The organism is Mesorhizobium sp. AA22, from assembly GCF_001672375.2.
Classification (GTDB): domain Bacteria; phylum Pseudomonadota; class Alphaproteobacteria; order Rhizobiales; family Rhizobiaceae; genus Mesorhizobium; species Mesorhizobium wenxiniae.
In genome coordinates this window covers 4,739,815-4,759,988 of record NZ_CP048406.1, presented here as the reverse complement: position 1 = coordinate 4,759,988, position 20,174 = coordinate 4,739,815, and the positions used below count along the sequence as shown (strand labels likewise).

Annotated in this window: 18 protein-coding genes and 1 tRNA gene; 5 read left to right on the top strand and 14 right to left on the bottom strand. The window is 61.5% G+C overall.

Annotated elements, in window-relative coordinates:
• The first annotated feature begins 60 nt into the window (after nt 1-60).
• Nucleotides 61-666 (top strand): DUF922 domain-containing protein, encoded by a 606-nt coding sequence (locus A9K68_RS23010; protein WP_065010481.1) that lies wholly within the window; start codon nt 61-63, stop codon nt 664-666.
• A 3-nt stretch (nt 667-669) separates the two neighbouring features.
• Here A9K68_RS23010 and A9K68_RS23005 read toward each other — a convergent pair whose 3' ends face one another.
• The 5 genes from A9K68_RS23005 to A9K68_RS22990 form a co-directional block, all read right to left on the bottom strand.
• Entirely contained in the window at nt 670-1,749 is a 1,080-nt protein-coding gene (locus A9K68_RS23005) for an endonuclease/exonuclease/phosphatase family protein (protein ID WP_065010444.1), read from the bottom strand.
• 101 nt (nt 1,750-1,850) lie between these two features.
• Nucleotides 1,851-3,311, bottom strand: coding sequence for an AMP nucleosidase (locus A9K68_RS23000; protein WP_240992499.1), 1,461 nt, complete (start codon nt 3,309-3,311; stop codon nt 1,851-1,853).
• 123 nt (nt 3,312-3,434) lie between these two features.
• The gene (locus tag A9K68_RS22995; RefSeq protein WP_065010445.1) at nt 3,435-3,629 is read right to left on the bottom strand and encodes a hypothetical protein; all 195 of its coding nucleotides are present in this window, start codon (nt 3,627-3,629) and stop codon (nt 3,435-3,437) included.
• Nucleotides 3,630-3,663: 34 nt separating this feature from the next.
• Complete coding sequence (locus A9K68_RS31425) at nt 3,664-3,816, bottom strand: hypothetical protein (RefSeq protein WP_164759935.1); 153 nt, start codon at nt 3,814-3,816, stop codon at nt 3,664-3,666.
• Nucleotides 3,817-4,096: 280 nt separating this feature from the next.
• Nucleotides 4,097-4,441, bottom strand: coding sequence for a DUF2147 domain-containing protein (locus A9K68_RS22990; protein ID WP_065010446.1), 345 nt, complete (start codon nt 4,439-4,441; stop codon nt 4,097-4,099).
• A 471-nt stretch (nt 4,442-4,912) separates the two neighbouring features.
• Between A9K68_RS22990 and A9K68_RS22985 the strand changes: the two genes are divergently transcribed.
• Together A9K68_RS22985 and A9K68_RS22980 are read left to right on the top strand one after the other, a co-directional pair.
• A complete protein-coding gene (locus A9K68_RS22985) occupies nt 4,913-5,179 on the top strand; it encodes a sel1 repeat family protein (protein WP_027152750.1) in 267 nt (88 codons plus the stop codon).
• A gap of 446 nt (nt 5,180-5,625) precedes the next feature.
• The gene (locus A9K68_RS22980) at nt 5,626-6,747 is read left to right on the top strand and encodes a branched-chain amino acid ABC transporter substrate-binding protein (protein ID WP_065010448.1); all 1,122 of its coding nucleotides are present in this window, start codon (nt 5,626-5,628) and stop codon (nt 6,745-6,747) included.
• A 207-nt stretch (nt 6,748-6,954) separates the two neighbouring features.
• Here A9K68_RS22980 and A9K68_RS22975 read toward each other — a convergent pair whose 3' ends face one another.
• The 7 genes from A9K68_RS22975 to A9K68_RS22945 all read right to left on the bottom strand — a co-directional run bounded on the left by A9K68_RS22975 (nt 6,955) and on the right by A9K68_RS22945 (nt 14,944).
• Complete coding sequence (locus A9K68_RS22975; RefSeq protein WP_065010449.1) at nt 6,955-8,919, bottom strand: acetyl/propionyl/methylcrotonyl-CoA carboxylase subunit alpha; 1,965 nt, start codon at nt 8,917-8,919, stop codon at nt 6,955-6,957.
• Nucleotides 8,920-9,016: 97 nt separating this feature from the next.
• Nucleotides 9,017-9,394 carry a hypothetical protein gene (locus tag A9K68_RS22970; protein WP_029354541.1) on the bottom strand — a complete coding sequence of 126 codons (378 nt, stop codon included), beginning with the start codon at nt 9,392-9,394 and terminating at the stop codon, nt 9,017-9,019.
• A gap of 105 nt (nt 9,395-9,499) precedes the next feature.
• Complete coding sequence (locus A9K68_RS22965) at nt 9,500-10,042, bottom strand: O-acetyl-ADP-ribose deacetylase (protein WP_065010450.1); 543 nt, start codon at nt 10,040-10,042, stop codon at nt 9,500-9,502.
• Between the two features lies 1 nt (nt 10,043).
• The gene (locus tag A9K68_RS22960) at nt 10,044-11,651 is read right to left on the bottom strand and encodes a carboxyl transferase domain-containing protein (protein WP_065010451.1); all 1,608 of its coding nucleotides are present in this window, start codon (nt 11,649-11,651) and stop codon (nt 10,044-10,046) included.
• Nucleotide 11,652: 1 nt separating this feature from the next.
• Nucleotides 11,653-12,816 (bottom strand): isovaleryl-CoA dehydrogenase, encoded by a 1,164-nt coding sequence (locus tag A9K68_RS22955; protein WP_065010452.1) that lies wholly within the window; start codon nt 12,814-12,816, stop codon nt 11,653-11,655.
• A 72-nt stretch (nt 12,817-12,888) separates the two neighbouring features.
• Nucleotides 12,889-13,542, bottom strand: a complete 654-nt coding sequence (locus tag A9K68_RS22950; protein ID WP_065010453.1) for a TetR/AcrR family transcriptional regulator — start codon at nt 13,540-13,542, stop codon at nt 12,889-12,891.
• A 289-nt stretch (nt 13,543-13,831) separates the two neighbouring features.
• Complete coding sequence (locus A9K68_RS22945; protein WP_065010482.1) at nt 13,832-14,944, bottom strand: pyridoxal phosphate-dependent aminotransferase; 1,113 nt, start codon at nt 14,942-14,944, stop codon at nt 13,832-13,834.
• 120 nt (nt 14,945-15,064) lie between these two features.
• On the opposite strand from A9K68_RS22945, the gene A9K68_RS22940 reads away from it, so the two are divergent.
• Nucleotides 15,065-16,744, top strand: coding sequence for a sulfotransferase (locus A9K68_RS22940; RefSeq protein ID WP_065010454.1), 1,680 nt, complete (start codon nt 15,065-15,067; stop codon nt 16,742-16,744).
• Between the two features lie 628 nt (nt 16,745-17,372).
• Here the strand turns inward: A9K68_RS22940 and A9K68_RS22935 are convergent.
• Nucleotides 17,373-18,506, bottom strand: a complete 1,134-nt coding sequence (locus A9K68_RS22935) for a porin (RefSeq protein WP_163603059.1) — start codon at nt 18,504-18,506, stop codon at nt 17,373-17,375.
• Nucleotides 18,507-18,970: 464 nt separating this feature from the next.
• Here A9K68_RS22935 and A9K68_RS22930 point away from each other — a divergent pair.
• Nucleotides 18,971-19,061, top strand: a tRNA-Ser gene (locus A9K68_RS22930).
• Between the two features lie 99 nt (nt 19,062-19,160).
• Here the strand turns inward: A9K68_RS22930 and A9K68_RS22925 are convergent.
• Complete coding sequence (locus A9K68_RS22925; protein ID WP_065009810.1) at nt 19,161-20,060, bottom strand: alpha/beta hydrolase; 900 nt, start codon at nt 20,058-20,060, stop codon at nt 19,161-19,163.
• Between the last annotated feature and the right edge of the window lie 114 nt (nt 20,061-20,174).

Sequence of the window (20,174 nt, the reverse complement as noted above, 5' to 3'; positions counted from 1 at the left end):
AAAAAAGTTGAAGCGGCGCGGCGCTTGTGGTTCCTTTCCCTTCTGACCGGAGAGATGACCATGCGCCTGGCGGTTTTGACGTGCCTTGTGGCGATTGGTGGCTTGTGCGGCTTCGCACCGTCGGCATCGGCTGACACGAAGGTGCTGGTCAAGACCCGGACGTACGACATATCAGGAACCACGGGCGCCGCCCTGATCGAGGCCATGGACCGCAACGGCCCGAAGCGGCACGGCTTTATGACGCACGCCATCGCGCTGACCGCCTATACCGTAAGTTGGGACCTTGAGATCAGCAGGGAGGGTGGTGTCTGTCGGCTGCGGCAGGCCAACGGGACACTCGATCTCACCTACACCTTACCCCGCATGGTCTCAGCCGCGACACCGGCGCTTCAGAAGCGCTGGAAGCGGTTCTTCGCCGGCGTTCGTGCTCACGAGCATAACCATGGCCGCATCGCCAAAACAATGATGCGGGCGACCGAAAGATCGATCACGGGACTGGAGTTCGCCGACAACTGGGTATGCAGCATGACGCACCGCGAGGCGAGGCGCCGGATCAAGGCCGTCTATGCCGAATACGAGGCGAAACAGAACGCCTTCGACGCGCGCGAGCATCGCCACGGCGGCCATGTCGAACGCCTCATCGGTGCCCTGTTGCGCAAGCAGTAGGCGTCAGCCTCGAGTCCTGCCGTGCTGTGTCACGGATGCGGTCGCAGTTTCATCTCCATCGACCGGCTTTTTCTGTTCCGGCCTGAGCGAGAATTCCACCATCAGCGGAAGATGGTCGGAGCCGGTGCCTTCCAGTCTCGACACCGAATGGATAAGAACCGCGCCCTTGCTGAAAACCTGGTCGATCGGCAATCCGGCGAAGCGCAGGAAATCCGGCAGATTGATGTAGAGCCAAGTCGGCCCCGGCGAAGGCGCCACGGTCAGCTTGCCAAGATCTGCGACGCGCCGGACGGCGGCGCTCCACGGCACTGCATTGCAGTCGCCTGCCATGATCGATGTCTCGCCAAGCGATGCGAACTCTTCCGACAATCCGCCGATCTGCCGTGATTGGTTGTACGGCCATGGCCAGGTGAGGTGCACGGCTGCGACGTCGACGTCGGTTCCGCCGAAATCGACTGTCGCGATGGCAATCGCGCCGCGCCTGTCGCAGCGTGGTTGTGTGCCGGCGGCAAACGGCCGTCTGGACAGCAGCGCAACGCCGAACACGCCATTTGGGTAAGGGCAGAGGATCCGGTAGGGGTAGGCGCTGGACAGCAGTCCAAGCTTTGCCTTCCACATGTCGGATACCTCGTCGAGGGTAATCACATCAGGCTGGGTCCGGCCGATCAGCGACAGTACCTTTTCAGGCGTTGAGTTGTTGAACCGCAGGTTCATCTGCAGCAGGCGATAGACCGCCTTGTGACCGGGATAGACCGACTGGTCGCCGGGGTAAACGGGCTGGTCGCCGGGGTTGGCTTCGAAGGCTGCCTGGACTGGCCACAGGCGGGGCACTGGTAGGATGTTCGACGTGGTGGCAAAGGCAGCCCCCGCAAAGAGCAGCGCTGCGGCGGCCTGCAGGCGAAACGAGGTCACGAGCAAGGGCAGCGCGCAAAGCGCCATCAGCACGGCAAGATGAACGCGGAAATGAGCGAAGGAATCGAGGGCCGGATGCATCGTTCCGAAAAACCCAGCCACCAGCGCGACCGAGCAGCCGAGCATTGCGACGAATGCCGCCGAGGTCATCATGTTTCGAACGCGTGCCATCTACTTTGCTTATCGGTAGAAATGCGGCCCAATCAAGATAGCGAAATGCCCTGCTGCGCTCTTACCAAGCTCCGGCCATGCTCCGGTCGATCGATTCGGTGCTACTGGAATGCCGTTTCCGAAAAGCTTCTGAGCTTGCGCGAATGCAACCGTTCCATCGGCATCTCGGCCAGCTTTTCCATCGCCCTGATGCCGATGGTCAAATGCTGTGCCACCTGGCGCTTGTAGAACTCGGTCGCCATGCCGGGCAGCTTCAGTTCGCCATGCAGGGGCTTGTCGGACACGCAAAGCAGCGTGCCATAGGGCACGCGGAAACGGAAGCCATTGGCCGCGATCGTCGCCGATTCCATGTCGAGCGCAATCGCCCGTGACTGCGACAGCCGCTGCACCGGCCCGCGCTGGTCGCGCAGCTCCCAGTTGCGGTTGTCGATGGTGGCGACGGTGCCGGTGCGCATGATACGCTTGAGGTCGTAGCCGGAAAGACCGGTGACTTCGGCGACCGCCTCCTGCAGCGCCACCTGGATTTCGGCCAGCGGCGGGATCGGCACCCAGACCGGAAGATCATCGTCCAGAACATGGTCTTCCCGCACATAGGCATGCGCCAGCACATAGTCGCCCAGTGCCTGGGTGTTGCGCAGCCCGGCGCAATGGCCGAGCATCACCCAGGCATGCGGCCTGAGCACCGCAATGTGGTCGGTGATCGTCTTGGCGTTGGAGGGACCGACGCCGATATTGACCATCGTGATGCCGCCATGGTTCGGCTTCTTCAGATGATAGGCCGGCATCTGCGGCAGGCGCGGCGGCGCCACGCCATGGCAAGGCGCGCTTTGTCCAGCCTTGGTGACGACATTTCCCGGCTCAACGAATTCGACGTATCCGCCGCCGCCTTTCGCCATCAGCTCGTGCGCACGGGCGACGAATTCGTCGATGTAGAACTGGTAGTTGGTGAACAGCACGAAATTCTGGAAATGCTGGGGACTGGTCGCCGTATAGTGCGACATCCGGTGCAGCGAGTAGTCGATGCGTTGCGCCGTGAACGCCGCCAACGGCCTGGCTTCGCCTAAAGCCACTTCGAACGTGCCATTGGCGATCTGGTCGTCGGTGCCGTCGAGATCCGGCACGTCGAACAGGTCACGGATCGGCCGCCTGATGCGCTCGGCTGCCGCGCCGTCGACATGGGAGCCTTCCAGGAACGCGAAATGCAGCGGGATGGGCGTCGTAGATTCCGAAACCGTGACCGGAACGCCGTGATTGCGCATGATCAGGCGGAGCTGTTCGATGAGATAGCGTTCGAAAAGGGCGGGCTGGGTTATGGTGGTCGAGAAATGCCCAGGCGTCGGCATATGGCCGTAAGCCTGCCGCGAGTCGATCTGGGTGAACGAAGTCGTGGTGACGCCGACCTCGGGGTAAAAGGCCCGGTAGCGCTTGTTGTTGTCGCCGCCTGCGGCGAGCGCCGTAAACGAATCGCGCAGGAATTTGGTGTTGCGGTCGTAGAGGGCCTGCAGGGCCGCGACGGCCTTTCCGGCATCATTGAAGATCTGCCGGCCAAACGGCTCCGGCATCACGACTGAGTCTATGGCTTGAGGATAGATTCGCTTTTCCATGACCCAATATAGAGGCTTGGCCATACGGTTGGGAGGGGCCAAAGGGTCGTTTTTCATTATTGAATGGGTTGGCCGATCGACCTAGCCGCGTCGCAGACTGACCAACAGCACAAAGCCGACGCCGTTCTTCTTCAACGCCGGCGCTTCGATCGTCGAGCCGGCATCGGCGCGCATCGTGGGCACGGCCAGAACCGGCGCTGCAAGAACCGTCAGGATGAGCGTCGCCCGCGGCACAAGCCGAAGGGCCTTGAGGGCGTTGGCGACGATGCGGTTCATGGTATGTTGCTTCTCTCTAAGGTTTTTGCCGGCTTCAATGGCGAAGGTGGCTCGGGCAACCGAACCGGCAGGAATTGGCCTGGTCCCAGGAGCGGGCCGGGCGGCCGGCCTCGGCAACCAGGATGGCGAACAACATGCCGAACAGGCTCATCAGCAGGCAGACGATGGTGAAGCGGCGGGCGAACATTGCGTGGTGTCTCCTTCAACACGCATGAGAATGCCCTCATGCAACTGAACCGGTTCTGATGCCGGCGTTCATCTGCGGTTCAAACTTATCGACGGAGTGTTGAGTGCCCGCCGCTACCGCGCGGTCGCCGGCCACGAGCGTCGCCGCAGTCGTGCGCCGGCCCGCAGTCTTGCTGCCCCCCAAATCTTGGTGACAGGGACGAAGGATGCACTCAAACAGACGGCGCAAACAAAAACGGGGCCGCGAAGGCCCCGTTTTCAATTTGTGGCAGTCAAAACGATCAGAGCTTGTGCCAGGTCTGGCTCCTGCAAATCAGCCCGCCGAGCACGCAGCCGCTCATTTTGAGCGAAGCGCCTGAGACCGAGGCCTTGCCGGAATAGGTCTTGTCGGTCTCCGGGTCGGTTATGGTCCCGGTATATTTGTTGGCGCCGGACACCTTGAACGAACCAATGCGCTTGCCGGAAAATTTGCCTGATTTGAGCGTGATGGAGAATGCTCCGCCGCCGCCGGCTATGGCGGCGGTCGCGCCGGCCTGCGTTTTCCAGTTGCCCTCGATCGGATCGGCCCAAGCCGTGCCGGCCATGATCAATGTGGCCGCCAAGACCATGCTGATTTTGCGAAACATGTTTGTCCTCCCTGTAGAAATCCGGCCGGATGTTCCGCCCGCCGGTCTGCCTTTTACGCAAAAGTAAGCTAATTCACGTCCCGGCAAAACAAAAGCGGTGCCGCTGCGGAAGACTTCAGGATTTTCTGGTCGCCCGAAACGGTCTCATCGGTGAGAAATGAAACGTTCGCAACTCCGTCTTTGTCTCCCGTGGTTAGCGGAGTCTTGATCTTCACCTCGCAAATTTTCGTCAAATTTAGTGCAAACCGGCGAAATTGCTGGCTTTGCATCCTTAACGAATTCTCGCGTTTACCTCTTGTTTTAGCTTTGTTTTCCTCAAATTAAGCACGCCATTTAACGACGGATTCAAGCCTCCGGTTCATTCTCGAAAACATCGAAAGAGCGGCCACCCCCAAGGTTTATCAACAGATACCAAGGGACAGAACGAGGCAGCTCTCGGGAGCCTGACAGGGGCTAGAACAGGGGATTGAAATGGCACGTTTTGAAATGCCTGAAGCCGGCTTCGGCGCCATGGGGGCAACTGCCCAGGCCGACATTCTTTTCGAACTGGGCATGATGTATGCGACTGGCCGCGATTGCGAGACCGATGTCGTCGCCGCCCACAAATGGTTCAATATTGCTGCGATCAAGGGTTCGGTCCGCGCTGCGGAACTGCGCTCGGAATTGTCGGCCGCCATGTCGAAGGTCGAGATCGCCAGGGCTCTGCGCGAAGCCCGCGAATGGATGACAATGCACTAAGTTGGCCCTGAGTTCATCAGGCACTGAGATACCGACAGGGACGCTTCAGGTCGAGGCCGCGCAAGACGGCCGGGCCGGCAGGAACAAGGCCGCGCAAGACGGTCGTGCCAACAATGACAAGAACGCGGCAGGCCGGATTCGGCCAGGCTGCGCCACGGACAGGGATGGCGAGCGGTTTTCGGGCGCGTGAGCGTTCGGGATTGTTCGATCGACAAAGCCGCGACCGGCCGGAACAAGGCAGGCGCGGCTTTTGCGTTTTCTGACCATGATCCCAAAAAGTGGAAACCGGTTTTTGGAAAAGATCATGGTCAAACAGAAAGGCTGCAGGCCCAATTGAGTGCCGCCGATGCGCCTAGACAGGCTTGGCGAAGGGTGAGATTCTCCCGGCCACTCTGGAAGAGGCGCGGCCGGAGCGGCCCGCGCGGGAGTGGAGGAGTTGTGTCACCATGAAAAAGTTGGGTATTTTGAGCGCGGCCATAATCGGCCTGATGATGAGCGCGCCGGTTGCGTTCGCCGAAGACATCACCTTTTCGGTGGTCGGACCAATGACCGGACAGCTTGCCACCATCGGCGACCAGTTCAAGCAGGGCGCGCAAGCCGCCGCCGACGCGATCAACGCGGCTGGAGGTGTCGAAGGCCGCCAGATCAAGCTCGACATACAGGATGACCAGTGCGATCCGAAACAGGCGGTTTCGGTCGCCAACCGCATCGTTGCCAACGGTGTCAAGTTCGTCGATGGGCATGCCTGCTCGGGCTCGAGCATTCCGGCCTCGGCCGTCTACGCCGAAGCCGGGACGCTGATGATGAGCCCGGCTTCGTCGAATCCAGAGCTGACCGACGCGGCCGCGAAAGCCGGCTGGCCGACGATCATGCGCCTTTATACGCGCGATGATGCGCAGGGCGCTTTCATCGGTCCATGGATCGCCAAGAATCATGCCGGCAAGAACGTCGTCATCATGCACGACAAGAGCGCCTATGGGCAGGGCGTCGCCGACGCCGTCAAGGCAACGATGAACCAGAACGGTCTCAAAGAGATCCTTTACGAGGGCATCAACGCCGGTGAAAAAGACTACGCGGCGCTTGTCACCAAGCTCAAGGACCTGAAGGCGGATATAGTCTATTTCGGCGGCTACCACCCCGAAGCCGGCCTCATCCTGCGCCAGTCGGCGGAACAGAACCTGAAGTATCAGCTGATCATGCCGGACTCGATCGCCACGCCGGAATTCTGGCAGGTCGCCGGTCCGGCCGGCGAAGGCACCATGTTTGTCTTCCCGTCGGATCCGCAGGCGAAGCCCGAAGCGAAGGAAGCCATCGAAAAGATCAAGGCGGGCGGCTTCGTGCCCGAGGGCTTCACGCTGTTCTCCTATGCCGTGATCCAGGCCTTTGCCGAGGGTATCAAGCGCGCCGGCAGCGACGACCCGGCCAAGGTTGCCGAAGCGCTGAAGAATGGCGAGCCGATCAGCACCGTCGTCGGCCCTGTCACTTTCGATGAAAAGGGCGACCTCAAGAACGTCAGCTACGACATCAACCAGTGGCACGACGGCAAATACGCGCCGATCCAGCCGTAATGGGTGGGTAATGCATGTCGCGCAAAAGTGCGCAGCGGTTTTGCGATAACGACATCCATAAAACAAGAACTAAAGCGCCTCGCATGAGACGCGCTTTAGCGCCTGGCGACAATCGGAGATGGCCGGGGCAGACCCGGCCATTTTCATTTTGGGCACGCGTTTGTGGCGCGTGTCTTCGACGTCGCCTCTTGGATGAAGGAACAGCGGTCAGACGTGGGCTTCCTCGGCAAAACGCACCAGCACGGTCCCGTCGGTGACTTGTGCGCCTTCCGTTGCGATCTCGGCGATGGTCCCGTCATGAGTGGCGGAAATCGTGTGCTCCATCTTCATCGCTTCCAGGATCAACAGCGGCTGACCCTTGATGACGGCCTCGCCTCTTGCCGCGCGCACCAGCTTGACCAGGCCAGGCATCGGCGCGCGCAGGCTGTCAGAGCCGGCAGCGATTTCGTCGGCCCTCGCCAGCGGGTCCGGCACCGCGAAGCTGTAGCCGATGGCGCCCGAAAAGACAGTGACATGGCCTGGCCAGCGGGCGAGGCGAGGGGCGGCGCGAAGATCGAGCGGACTGGCGCTGTCATAAGGTGCGTCCAGTGCCACTTGGAAGCGCTTGTCCGGCCGCACCGACACAAGCGCGACTATCTCATCATCGCCGTATCGTAGCCGCGTGCGCCGCGGAACAGTGTGGAAATGCGAATAACCGGCAAGCGACGACCACGGATCGTTGGACGGCGCCTGAGTCCCGGCGCCGGACGCCGCAAATGCGGCTGCGGCGACGATCTCGCTGCTCGGCGGCGGGACTGCAGTCAGCGCTTGCTGATGCCTGCCGATCAGGCCGGTATCGACATCGCCTGCCGAAAAGTCCGCATCAGCGGCAAGAGCAGCGAGAAAGGCGGTGTTGACAGTCGAGCCGGCGATCTCGGTCTGCGAAAGGGCTATGCCCAGCGCTTCGAGTGCCGCCTGCCTGCTCTTGCCGTGCACGATCAGCTTGGCGATCATTGGATCGTAGAAGGGCGAGATGGCATCGCCGGCCCGCACGCCGGTCTCGATCCGCATGCTGGCGCCCTCGGGCGCGGAATCCGGAAATTTCAGGTGATGCAGCGTGCCCGTCGCCGGCAAAAAACCCTTTGCCGCGTCCTCGGCATAGATTCGCGCTTCGAAGGCATGGCCGGAGAACGTGATCTCGCTCTGCGTCTTCGGCAGCTTCTCGCCGGACGCTACCCGCAACTGCCATTCGACCAGGTCGATGCCTGTGACCATTTCGGTGACGGGGTGCTCGACCTGCAGGCGGGTGTTCATTTCCATGAACCAGAAGCGGTCGGCCTTCAGCCCTTGCGAGGCATCGACGATAAACTCAATCGTGCCGGCGCCGAAATAGTTGATCGCCTTGGCGGCCTTCACCGCTGCCTCCGTCATCGCCTTGCGCAATGCCGGCGTCATGCCGGGGGCAGGGGCTTCCTCGATCACCTTCTGGTGGCGTCGCTGCGCCGAGCAGTCGCGCTCGTAGAGATACACGACATTGCCGAAGCTATCGCCGAATACCTGAACCTCGATGTGGCGCGGCTTGTCGATATATTTCTCGACCAGCACGCGGTCGTCGCCGAAAGCGGCCTTGGCCTCGCGCCGCGCACCCGACAGCGCCTCGGAAAAGTCGTCGGGATGTTCGACGCGCCGCATGCCCTTGCCACCGCCACCGGCGCGCGCCTTGATCAGCACGGGATAGCCGATCTCGCGTGCCTTGGAGGCGAGCAGCACAATCTCCTGCGCCTCGCCTTGATAGCCCGGCACAACAGGCACGCCGGCCTTCTCCATCAGCCGCTTGGCCGCGTCCTTCAGCCCCATGGCGCGGATCGAGGCCGCTGACGGGCCGATGAAGACGAGCCCCGCCGCCGTCACCTGGTCGACGAAATCAGGGTTTTCCGACAGAAAACCGTAGCCCGGATGGATGGCTTCCGCGCCGGCGGCCAAAGCCGCCGCGACGATCTTGTCGCCGCGCAGATAGCTTTCGCCGACAGGCGAGGCGCCGATATGCACAGCTTCGTCGGCCATCGCGACATGCAAAGATTTCGCATCGGCATCCGAATAGACCGCGACCGTGCGCACGCCCATCTTGCGCGCCGTGCGGATGACCCGGCAGGCGATCTCACCGCGATTGGCGATCAGGATTTTGGCGAACATGGGACCTCCGCGAGTAAGGTTCCAACCCCGCGGGGGGCAGGGCGCTTGAACACCCCCCTCTGTCCTGCCCGCCAGCCTGTCCTTGCGGAAGCAGCGCCTACTTCGACGCCGCGATCGCGCAGCCGCCGCTGGCGGTCTTGACCTTCCACCTCGTCAAGCCGGACTGACAGTTGCGCAGCGCCATCTCTTCCGCAGCCTTCTGGGACGGCGCATTGAGTCTCGAGCCACAGATGATATAGAGGTCGACCACGCGCGAATAAAAGCTCGTGGCATAAGCGGAATGCCCGCTGGCTGCAACATAGGCTTTGTAGGCCTTCGGGCAGTCTCCCGTCGAACCTGGCGGAAAATGGACTGCGAAACGGCGGTCGCCTTTGCTTCCCGCCAGCGATTCCGCTGTGCCAACGCCTGGCGCCGCTAATATAAGCAACCCCGCAAGTATAGATACAGTTGTTTTCTGAAAAAGTCGCAGTCTCATCTTCGCCCAATCCCCATTGGTATTTGCAAAGAGCAATAGCCGCAATTTTTCCGCGTGACCAGTACCCTGGTTGAAAATGAGTCTGAATAATGTGGATCGTACTTTTCATCGGTGCAGATCACCCTTCGCCAGGGCAGCAACGGTTTGCCGGTACAGTTCTGCCGTCTGCTGGTCGAAGCAGCAGAAGGTGACGGTTTCCGGAAGCGCGTTGTGGCCGATGAAGGCGCTCACCGCGCCAACGGCGATCTGCGTCGCCTGGTCCTTTGGATATCGGTATACACCGGTCGAGATCGCCGGAAATGCCACCGTCCGGCAATCCTTGGCGGCGGCGATTTCGAGCGACCGGCGGTAGCAGGAGGCGAGCAGCTCAGCTTCGCCCTTGTCGCCACCTTGCCAGACCGGGCCGACCGTGTGGATGATGTAGCGTGCCGGCAGCCTGTAGCCCTTGGTGAGTTTTGCGTCGCCGACCTTGCAGCCATTTAGCATCCGGCATTCAGTCAGAAGTTCAGGCCCGGCCGTCCGGTGAATGGCGCCGTCGACGCCTCCGCCGCCTAAGAGCGAGGTGTTGGCGGCATTGACGATGGCATCGACAGCCAGCTTGGTGATGTCGCCGGTATGAACGCGAATTCTGTGGTCGATTTCGCTCATCTCACATCCTGAACACGCCGAACTTTGTCTCCTCGATCCCGGCGTTCAGCGCCGCCGATAGGCTGAGCGCCAGCACCTCGCGCGTCTTGGCCGGGTCGATGATGCCGTCGTCCCAGAGCCGGGCGGAGGAGTAGAGCGGGTGGCCTTCGTGCTCGTATTTCATCAGGATCGGCTTCTTGAATTTTGCCTCTTCCTCTGGGCTCCATTCTCCGCCTTTGCGCTCGATCCCCTCGCGCTTGACGACGGCCAGCACCGTGGCAGCCTGCTCGCCGCCCATTACCGAAATGCGGGCATTCGGCCACATCCACAGGAAGCGGGGCGAATAGGCGCGTCCGCACATGCCGTAATTGCCGGCGCCGAACGAGCCGCCGATGATGATGGTCACCTTCGGCACGCGCGCCGTGGCGACGGCCATCACCAGCTTGGCGCCGTCCTTGGCGATGCCGCCGGCCTCGTACTTTCGCCCCACCATGAAACCGGTGATGTTTTGCAGGAAGATCAGCGGGATCTTGCGCTGGCAGCACAGCTCGATGAAATGCGCGCCCTTGAGGGCGCTTTCGGAGAACAGCACGCCGTTGTTGGCGATGATGCCGACCGGCATGCCGTTGAGATGGGCAAAGCCGGTGACCAGCGTGGTGCCGTAATTCTGCTTGAACTCGTCGAACTCGGAGCCGTCGACGATGCGCGCGATCACTTCACGCACATCATAGGGCTGGCGCAGATCGGTCGGCACAATGCCGTAGAGCTCATCGGCTGCATGAAGCGGCGGAATCGGATCGCGAAGTGCCAGCCCGATCTCCTTCGTTCGATTCAGGTTCTTGACGATGCGGCGGGCGATCGCCAGCGCGTGCTCGTCGTCCAGCGCATAATGGTCGGCAACGCCGGAAAGCCGCGTGTGCACATCGGCGCCGCCCAGTTCCTCCGCGCTGACATCCTCGCCGGTAGCGGCCTTCACCAGCGGCGGACCGCCGAGGAAGATGGTCGCCTGGTTGCGCACCATGATTGTCTCGTCCGACATCGCTGGCACATAGGCGCCGCCCGCCGTGCACGAGCCCATGACGCAGGCGATCTGCGGTATGCCTGAAGCCGACATGTTGGCCTGGTTGTAGAAGATGCGGCCGAAATGGTCGCGGTCGGGAAACACCTCGTCCTGGTTTGGCAGATTGGCGCCGCCGCTGTCGACCAGATAGACGCAAGGCAATTTGTTCTGCAGCGCGATTTCCTGTGCGCGCAGATGCTTCTTTACGGTCAGCGGATAATAGGTGCCGCCCTTCACCGTGGCGTCGTTCACGACGACCATGACTTCGGTGCCTTCGACGCGGCCGATGCCGGCAATGATGCCGGCCGATGAGATGTCTTCGCCATACATCGACCACGCCGCGAACTGGCCGATTTCGAGGAAGGGCGAGCCGGTGTCGAGCAGTTGGGCCAGGCGTTCGCGCGGCAAAAGCTTGCCGCGGCTCTGGTGCCGTTCCCGCGCTTCCTCCGAGCCGCCACGCTCGACGGTTGCCGCCTTTTCCGCAATGTCGGCGACCAACGCCCGCATGCGCTCGGTATTGGCGCGGAACGTGTCGGATGCTGGCGAGATCTGGGACTGGAGCGTAGCCATCTTATACCCCCTCCGCCATGATTTCGCGCCCGATCAGCCAGCGGCGGATTTCGCTGGTGCCGGCGCCGATCTCATAGAGCTTGGCGTCGCGCAGAAGCCGGCCGGTCGGATAGTCATTGATGTAGCCGTTGCCGCCCAGCAGCTGAATGGCGTCGAGCGCCATCTGCGTCGCCTTCTCGGCAGCGAACAGCACGCAAGCGGCGGCGTCCTTGCGGCTCGTCTGGCCGCGGTCGCAGGCGGCGGCGACGGCATAGACATAGGCGCGCGCGGCAGTCATCGTGGTATACATGTCGGCGAGTTTGCCCTGCACCAGCTGGAACTCGCCGATCGGCTGACCGAACTGCTTGCGCTCATGCACATAGGGGATCGCCACATCGAGGCACGCCGTCATCAACCCGAGCGGGCCGCCGGCGAGCACCGTGCGCTCGTAATCGAGGCCCGACATCAGCACCTCGACACCGCGCCCTTCCTCGTGAAGCACGTTGCCGAACGGCACTTCGACATTCTCAAACACAAGTTCGCCGGTGTTCGAGCCGCGCATGCCGAGCTTGTCGAGCTTTTGCGCGACGGAAAACCCGGCCATCGATTTTTCGACGATAAACGCGGTGATGCCGCGCGAATGGAGCTCCGGATCGGTCTTGGCGTAGACTACCAGTGTTTCGGCATCCGGGCCGTTGGTGATCCACATCTTGGTGCCGTTGAGAACGTAGCGGTCGTTGCGCTTTTCGGCGCGCAGTTTGAGCGATACGACGTCGGAGCCGGCGCCGGATTCCGACATTGCCAGCGCGCCGACCTTTTCGCCGGTGCATAGAGCGGGCAGATGTTTCTCCTTCTGCGCCGGCGTCGCCCAGCGATTGATCTGGTTGACGCAGAGGTTGGAATGGGCGCCGTAGGAGAGGCCGACCGAGGCCGAGGCGCGGGAAATCTCTTCCATAGCGACAACATGAGCGAGATAGCCCATGCCGGTGCCGCCGAAATCCGGATCGGCGGTGATGCCGAGCAGCCCGAGCCCGCCGAGCTCGGCCCACAGATGCGCCGGAAATTCGTTCGAACGGTCGATCTCGGCGGCGATCGGCGCGATCTTGTCCTGGGCGAAGCGCCGCACCAGGTCGCGCAACGCCTCGATGTCTTCGTCAAGCCCGAAGTTAAGTGTGTGCGTGTACATGCCGTTCCTCCCGGCGCATGACCCCGAAATCGAATTCGATTTTCGCGGTAGATCATGCGCAAAACCAAAATGCTACAACGTCCTTTGCTCGCCGGAAGGGGCTGCGACGCTGTAGGTCTTTGTCGCGCCGTGGGCCTTTGCTCCAACCAGGCGCATCGTCATTGAAAGATATGTGGCGGTTACCTCCGAGATCGATAGCCGCTCGCCCGGCCGGAACCAGACGATGACGCCGGTCATCATCTGGATCAGCGCCATGGCAGTCAGACCTGTGTCTTCGACGCTGAAGTCGCCCGCCTCTGCGCCGTCGCGCAGAATGGCGCGCAGCTCCTTTTCATAGGTCGTGCGCAGGCGCAGGATCTGCGTCAGGCGATCATGCGAAAGGCTGCGCAATTCCATGTTCGAGACATGGGTGGAATGGCGGCGTTCGATGTGGAAGGCGATGTGGTTTTTGACATAGGCGGCGAGCCGCGTCGCCGGATCGGCCGCGGCCGGGCGCGTCGTCTCCCACGCCTCGATCAGCCCTACCATGTGCTCGCGCATCAGCGTGAACAAGAGGTCTTCCTTGGTCGGGAAATAGCGGTAGAGCGCCGCCGCCTGCACGCCGACCTCGGCGGCCAGCTGGCGCATCGACATCGCCTCGTAGCCAAGACGCGCGATCAGGCTGATCGCCGCCTCGCGGACCGCAGCTTCGGTCTTTTCCCCGACCGAACCGGTCGTGCGCGCCATGTTCACCTCATCCAGAAGCGTGATTATAAAATGAACGTTCAATTAATTCAAGGTGTGGATCGAACATTCCGGCAGGCGAGACGGCGCAAGCCGCGCGGCTCTTTCTTCTCCCTTGTGGGAGGAAGGTGGCCTCGCCCACGGGTCTTACCTCCGGCAAGCCCGAGGACAGGCTCCGCGAGGTCGGATGAGGGGTGTTCCAGCTTGGCACCGCCGGCACTCCGTCCAACACCGGTCTCAGCGCTACGCGCCGATCCACCTTCTCCTACAAGGGAAGAAGGAAGAGTGCCTTTCAGTTCCCCCGTGCCACCGCCAACGCGCCCGGAAGTTCCTCAGCAAAAATGTCGAGCTCATGGTCGAGGCCGACGCTGACCCGGATGCAGCGGTCGAGCACCGGTACCATCGGCTTGCGGATGAACACGTCGCGCGACAGCAGCGCCTGCAGCACGTTCAGCGCGAAGGCGCCGTCGCCGCCGCAGTCTATGGTGACGAAATTGGTCGCCGAGGGCAGCGGCTTCAGCCCGTTGGCCTCGGCGACCTCGGCGATTCGCCGGCGGCCGGCAGCGACCCGCGCCACCACGTTTTGGAGATAGTTCTGATCGGCAAGCGCCTCCACGCCGGCGATCTGCGCCATGCGGCTGACGCCGTAATGGTTGCGGATCTTCTCGAAATCGCGGATCACCTGGGCCTCGGCCACCGCATAGCCGCAGCGTATGCCGGCCAGCCCGTAGGCCTTCGAAAAGGTGCGCATGCGGATGACGTTCGGCTGCGCGACATCGATCGGCGGCAGCGCCGAGGCCGGGCCCAACTCGCCATAGGCCTCGTCGAGCACCAGCATTGTGGTCTCCGGCAGGGCTTCGATAAAGCGGATGAGTTCGGCCGCTTCCCACCAACTGCCCATCGGATTGTCCGGGTTGGACAGGTAGACCAGCGCCGCATGTTCCCTGGCGACCGCAGCCAATAGGCCGTCGAGGCTTTCCCGGTCGTTCTCATAGGGAACCGCGACCAGCCGGCCGCCGACGCCGGCAATATGGAAATTGAAGGTCGGATAGGCGCCGAGCGAGGTGACCACCGCGTCGCCCGGCGCCACATACATGCGCGCCACCAGGCTGAGCAACCCGTCTATGCCTTCGCCGACTACCACGTTTTCGGCACTGACGCCAAGATGCGCAGCGACAGCCACCTTCAAATCGTGATTGTCGGGGTCGCAATACATCCACATGTCGCGGGCGAGGCCGGCCATGCGGGCGACGACACGCGGCGAAGGGCCAAAGCTGCTCTCATTGGCGCCGATGCGGGCGCGAAACGCACGACCCCGATCACGTTCCTGTGCCTCCGGGCCGACAAACGGCACCGTCGAGGGAAGCGCACTGACGATCGGAGTGAGGGGAGGGCGCTGGCGCATGGCAAAGGCTCGTTCGAAAAGGGCCTTCTTGCTAGCGCGGCACAGTTGGCCGCGCAAGCTCCCGCCTTGGCTGAAACCAGCATGCTGGATTCCTTCGGATCTTTTTGCTAGCGAGATATTATGAACAATCGACTCCCACCTGCTTGGTCAAAGCACATCAAGCCCGGACCCGCGCCGAAAGCGAAGGTGCCGATAGTGAAGCCTTTAGCGAGCCCGCAGAAAGGAAACGCCCAGTCGCGTACGCAGGCCGACGACGCGCTGCTGAAACAGGCATATGCCTTTCAGCAGGCCAAGCGGCTCGACGAGGCTCAGGACCTATGCCTTCGGGTTCTGGCGCGCACGCCAAACCATCCGCTCGCCTTGTACATCTTGGGGACCGTATACTTGGGTTACGATGATGAGAGGGCCTTGCGATATTTCGCACGGGCGGTCGGCGAGGAACCTAAAAACCCCTACTACCACCTCAGCCTGGGCGAGGCCTATGTGAAGGTCAGCGAGTATTCGCCCGCAATCAGGCATATGCAGTACGCCTTGGAACTGCAGCCCGGCCTTATCGAAGCACTTTGCGCATTGGGCCGCACCTACACGGCGTTTGACAAGCCCGACATGGCTTTGCCGCTTTACGAGAAGGCGCTGAAAATCAACCGCGATCATCCCAAGGTGCGAGCCGGGCTGGCCGGCGCGCTCAGCGGCTTAGGGCGTATGAATGAAGCCGCCGACTATCTGAAAGAAGCGATTGATCGCCGTATTGGGGTGCCGGCTGCCTACAACGACCTTGTACAGACACGAAAGTTCACCGAGGAGCCAGAGGAGCTCCAATCCATCCTTCGCGAACTCGGTAATCCGAAACTTGGTTCGGAAGCCGCGCAGCAACTCCATCTCGCCGCCGGCAAGGTGCTGAACGACCTTAAGCGCTATAATGAGGCATTCGACCATTTCAACAGGGCGAAACAGGCCGCCGGCTACAAGTTCGACATCGACTTGTATCGTCGGTGGATCGATTCGATGATTGACACCTTCACGCCGGACTTTTTGGCTGCCCGGGCCTGCTATGGAAATCCTTCCGAAGTGCCTGTGTTCGTGGTTGGCATGCCCCGCTCGGGAACGACGCTCACGGAGCAGATCTGCGCCAGCCATCCCGATGTCCATGGTGCAGGGGAGCTTAGCAAACTAAGGCGGGTCGCGAATGCGATCGGTCTGAGGACATCATCGGCTGGAGATTTGCACCAGCCAGTCATGTCGATCACGGAAGACCTGTCCAGAACGCTGGCCGAAGAGCATCTGTCCTATTTGCGGGAGCGGGCGCCTGCCGCACTTCGCGTCGTGGATAAAATGCCGCACAATTTCGAACTGATCGGCCTTGTCGGGCTTCTCTTCCCCAACGCACGCATCATTCATTGCCGTCGTGACGCCATCGACAATTGCGTCTCCTGCTTTGTCCTCAACTTCAGCGAGGGGCACAGCTACAACACCGACCTGAAAACACTAGGCCTGTACTATCGCGAGTATGACCGCCTGATGCAGCATTGGAACAAGGTTTTTCCAGGCCTTATCTTCGAAAACCGCTACGAAACGCTGGTCGAGGACCAGGAAGCGCAGTCACGCCGCCTCATAGATTATCTCGGGCTGCCTTGGGATGACGCCTGCCTACGCTTTTTCGATAGGGATGGTTCGGTCAACACGCCCAGTCGCTGGCAGGTTCGTCAGCCGATTTACAAATCGTCGGTCAAGCGCTGGAAGAATTATGAAAACGAAATTCAGCCGCTTATACAGTCGTTGGGCGATCTTGCAGAGATTTGACTTGAGGTCGGCAATCCACATTGCGTGGACCGCGAGGGTCGCAAGCGCATAGGCTTGCTCCCAACCGACCTTCAGCCGCCAATCCCAACGAACAGCTAAATGCCACTAGCCGTCTTCCCCCAAAAGGGCGGGAACGAACTTCCTATTCTGTTCCTTGGCAAGCGCTGCTGCGGTGCAGAATCTTTCGAGATGGACAGCGCTCCCCTCTGTCCTGCCGGACATCTCCCCTACGAGGGGGGAGATGGCCGTCATTGCGGCTTTCGCTGATCTCCAACGTTGATGAACAGGCGCTGTCAGTGAAGCTGCCGATCTCCCTCCTTGTGGGGGAGATGTCCGGCAGGACAGAGGGGGCGCGAAGAATCGCTGCTGCTTTCATTCTGCGCAGCTAAATTCTTCGGCTGCGATAACGGAGTCGATCTCAGGTCTGCGTTCCTGCTTCGCCCGGGAATGACGAAGGTTTGGTGGCCTGTTGCCGCACGCCAGCGTTGGAGACCGGCGGCTGCAGGCCGATCACAGAACGACCATGGCCGGTATCGGCCGCGCCATACATTCCGCCCTTGACAGCCACGCCGATACGAAAAAACCCGGCGGTTGCCCGCCGGGTTCGATTTCAGTCAAACGCTGCTGATTAGAACGAGCGCTGGAAGCGGAGCTGGCCGCCGAAGTTGTCGTCGTCATCGGCACCGGTCCAGTTGCTGACGGTCTCATCACCAAGATGGAGGTAGCTGGCTTCGGCCGTGATCGTCAGGCCGGGGACGATATCGTAGGCGATGTTGGCCACGACACCGAGATTCTCGCCCTCGTCATACGAGATCTGGGTGTTGAACGAGGTCTTCTCGTTGATGGTGTAGGTGCCACCGCCCCAGAGTGCCCAATTGCCGCTCCACAGCTTGTACATGCCGCGGCCGTTGGCGGGGATTGCGAAGCCACCATCCGTGTAGTTGTCGTCCGTGCCGTAGCCGGCCATGATGAACAGCGACAGGTTCTCCATCGGGGTGACGTCGAGGCGAACCTTGCCGGCCACTTCTTCATAGTTGCTGTCGTAAGCAATGACGCCGGTGATCGCGCCCCAGCCCTGCGTCCACTTCACACCGCCGACGACGTGCGGGACGTAGCTGTCGATCGTGAAGTCGCCGTAACCTTGTTCGAGCGAGACGACGGCCGAGAAGCCGTTGCCGGCGTCGAAATAGTACTGGACGACGTTGGTGTCGAAGCCGCCGTAGGGAACCAGCGTATCGTTCATGACGTTGCCGGCGTAGCCAATGAACGTATCGAAGGCCGATTCGTCCTTACCAACGCGCAGTCCACCGAGCTGGATCCAGGCGAAGTTCAGCGAAACGCCGGGGTTGTAGGCTTCGTTGAGGACCGGAGATGTATCGCCCTGGGTGTTGCGGAAATTGAAGCGGGTCTCGGTGTACGTCTTCAAGGTGCCGAGCTCGGTTTCCTGGCCGGTCCAGGTTTTCAGCGCGAAACGAGCACGCTTCCAGTAGGTATCCTGATCGTCGCCGTCCTCGACGTCGACGGTCCCCGCACCGGTGAATGTGCCGATGTCGCCGACGCCGATGTCGTAGCGGACATAGCCGCCGATGCGCAGGCAGGTCTCGGTGCCGGGGATGTAGAAGTAGCCAGCGCCATAGACGTCGCAGATGCGGACGTATTCAGCGGGTTCCGGCTCGGCAACGACGACGGCGTCGGCGGCGCGCGCACCGGAAACTGCGACCAGAGCCGCAGCGGAGCCAAGAAGAAGGCTCTTGATGTTCATTTTCTGACCTCCAGTCAAAAGTTAAAAAACGGGTCTGGGTATTCTTTGCTGAAGGACAGCGTTCCCTGCCCCATCCCCACTACCGAAAAAGATGCGCACCGCGCCGCTCCTTCGAATTCGACATTACCCATGAGGCGGCGGCGTTCAACCACCATCGTATCGGCGAAAGGTCTGTGCAGGCGCTATCCCCCTGCCTTGTTGCACAAATGACACGATTTGGCCTCACTCGGAAAGCTCCCGTTAACCATTGAGCTATCGGAAACCCTTGGGCGAGACCTTTGCAATCCGGCCGATTCCGACAATTGCCCGCCGGAATTGCGACGATGTCGTTGAGTCGCCGGCCGAGGGATTGCCGCAGAATCGCCGCATGGCGAAAGCGCCATTAGGCGGAAGCCGGTTTTTTCAATGATAATCGCGCCGGCTTGTTGATTGTGCCGGCGCTTTTCTTTATCCACCGGCGCAACGGAGAGGTGGCCGAGTGGTCGAAGGCGCTCCCCTGCTAAGGGAGTAGAGGTCAAAAGCTTCTCGTGGGTTCGAATCCCATCCTCTCCGCCATCCTGCTTCGCGCTGGGCGCTTCGCAGGATAAGTCCCCTTTCCGCGAAAGCAGGATGCGCTGCGGCACTGCCTCAAATAAATTCCTCAGTTCTCGAGCATTAGCTCGAACCGATGCGTTGCTCGGCCCTATCAAGAAAATTGGCGATGGCGCCGGGCAGGCCGCCGGTCTCGAGGAAAGGCGCATGGCCCTGGCCCTCGACCGTAATCGTCTCGACACAAGGGTGACGCTTTCGCATCTGTTCGAGCGTCTCGGCGGAAAGCAGCTTCGAATTGGCGCCGCGGATGGCGAGCAAGGGTATGGCCGCCAGCGCCTCGAACTGCGGCCACAGATCTGCCAGTGGCTGAGTAAGGTCGAGACCCGCCAGCGTATCGACCAGCTTCGGGTCGAAATCCGGCACCAACCCCTCATCCGTCTCTCGGTAGAGGGCCCATACCATCCGCTCCCAATCCGCCTCGGTCAGAGCTGGAAAGTCGCTGCTATGCGCGCCGCACTGGGCGCCGATCGCCTCGGCATGGGTTTTCGGCTTTGGTGTCTGCTCGAGATAGGAGCGGATATAGGCGAAACCGCTAGCCTCGACCACTGGGCCGATGTCGTTGAGGACGACGGCTTTAAGGACGGCCGGCCGCATCGTGCCGAGCACATGGATGATCAGCCCCCCACGCGACGTTCCGATGAACGCCGCCGCCTCGATGCTCAGCGCCGCCAACCCGGCGAGGATATCACCGGCTTCAACGCCGATATTGTAATGGCCGATATCGGGGTCGTAGGCGGATTGCCCGCGCCCGCGGTAGTCGAAAGCGACAATTTTTCGCGAACCTTCCGCCCGTCGCGACAGGTGCAGCGCCAGCTCATGAAAATCGCGGCAATTGCGGGTCAGGCCAGGCAGGCAGACGACCGGCCAGTGTTCGGAATTCGCTTCGCCGTAGACACGGGCGTGAAGTTGCAGCCCGTCCGGCGAGGCGTAGAAGAAATCGGAAAAACCCTGGTCGCTGGGCATCTAAACGTGGTTCCTCGCTGCTGCCGGATAGTCTCCGACTGCTACAGGCGAGGGAAGGTGCGGTCAAATCGGGAAGGCGGACCGGCGGAACTGCCGATCTCCCCCTCGTGAGGG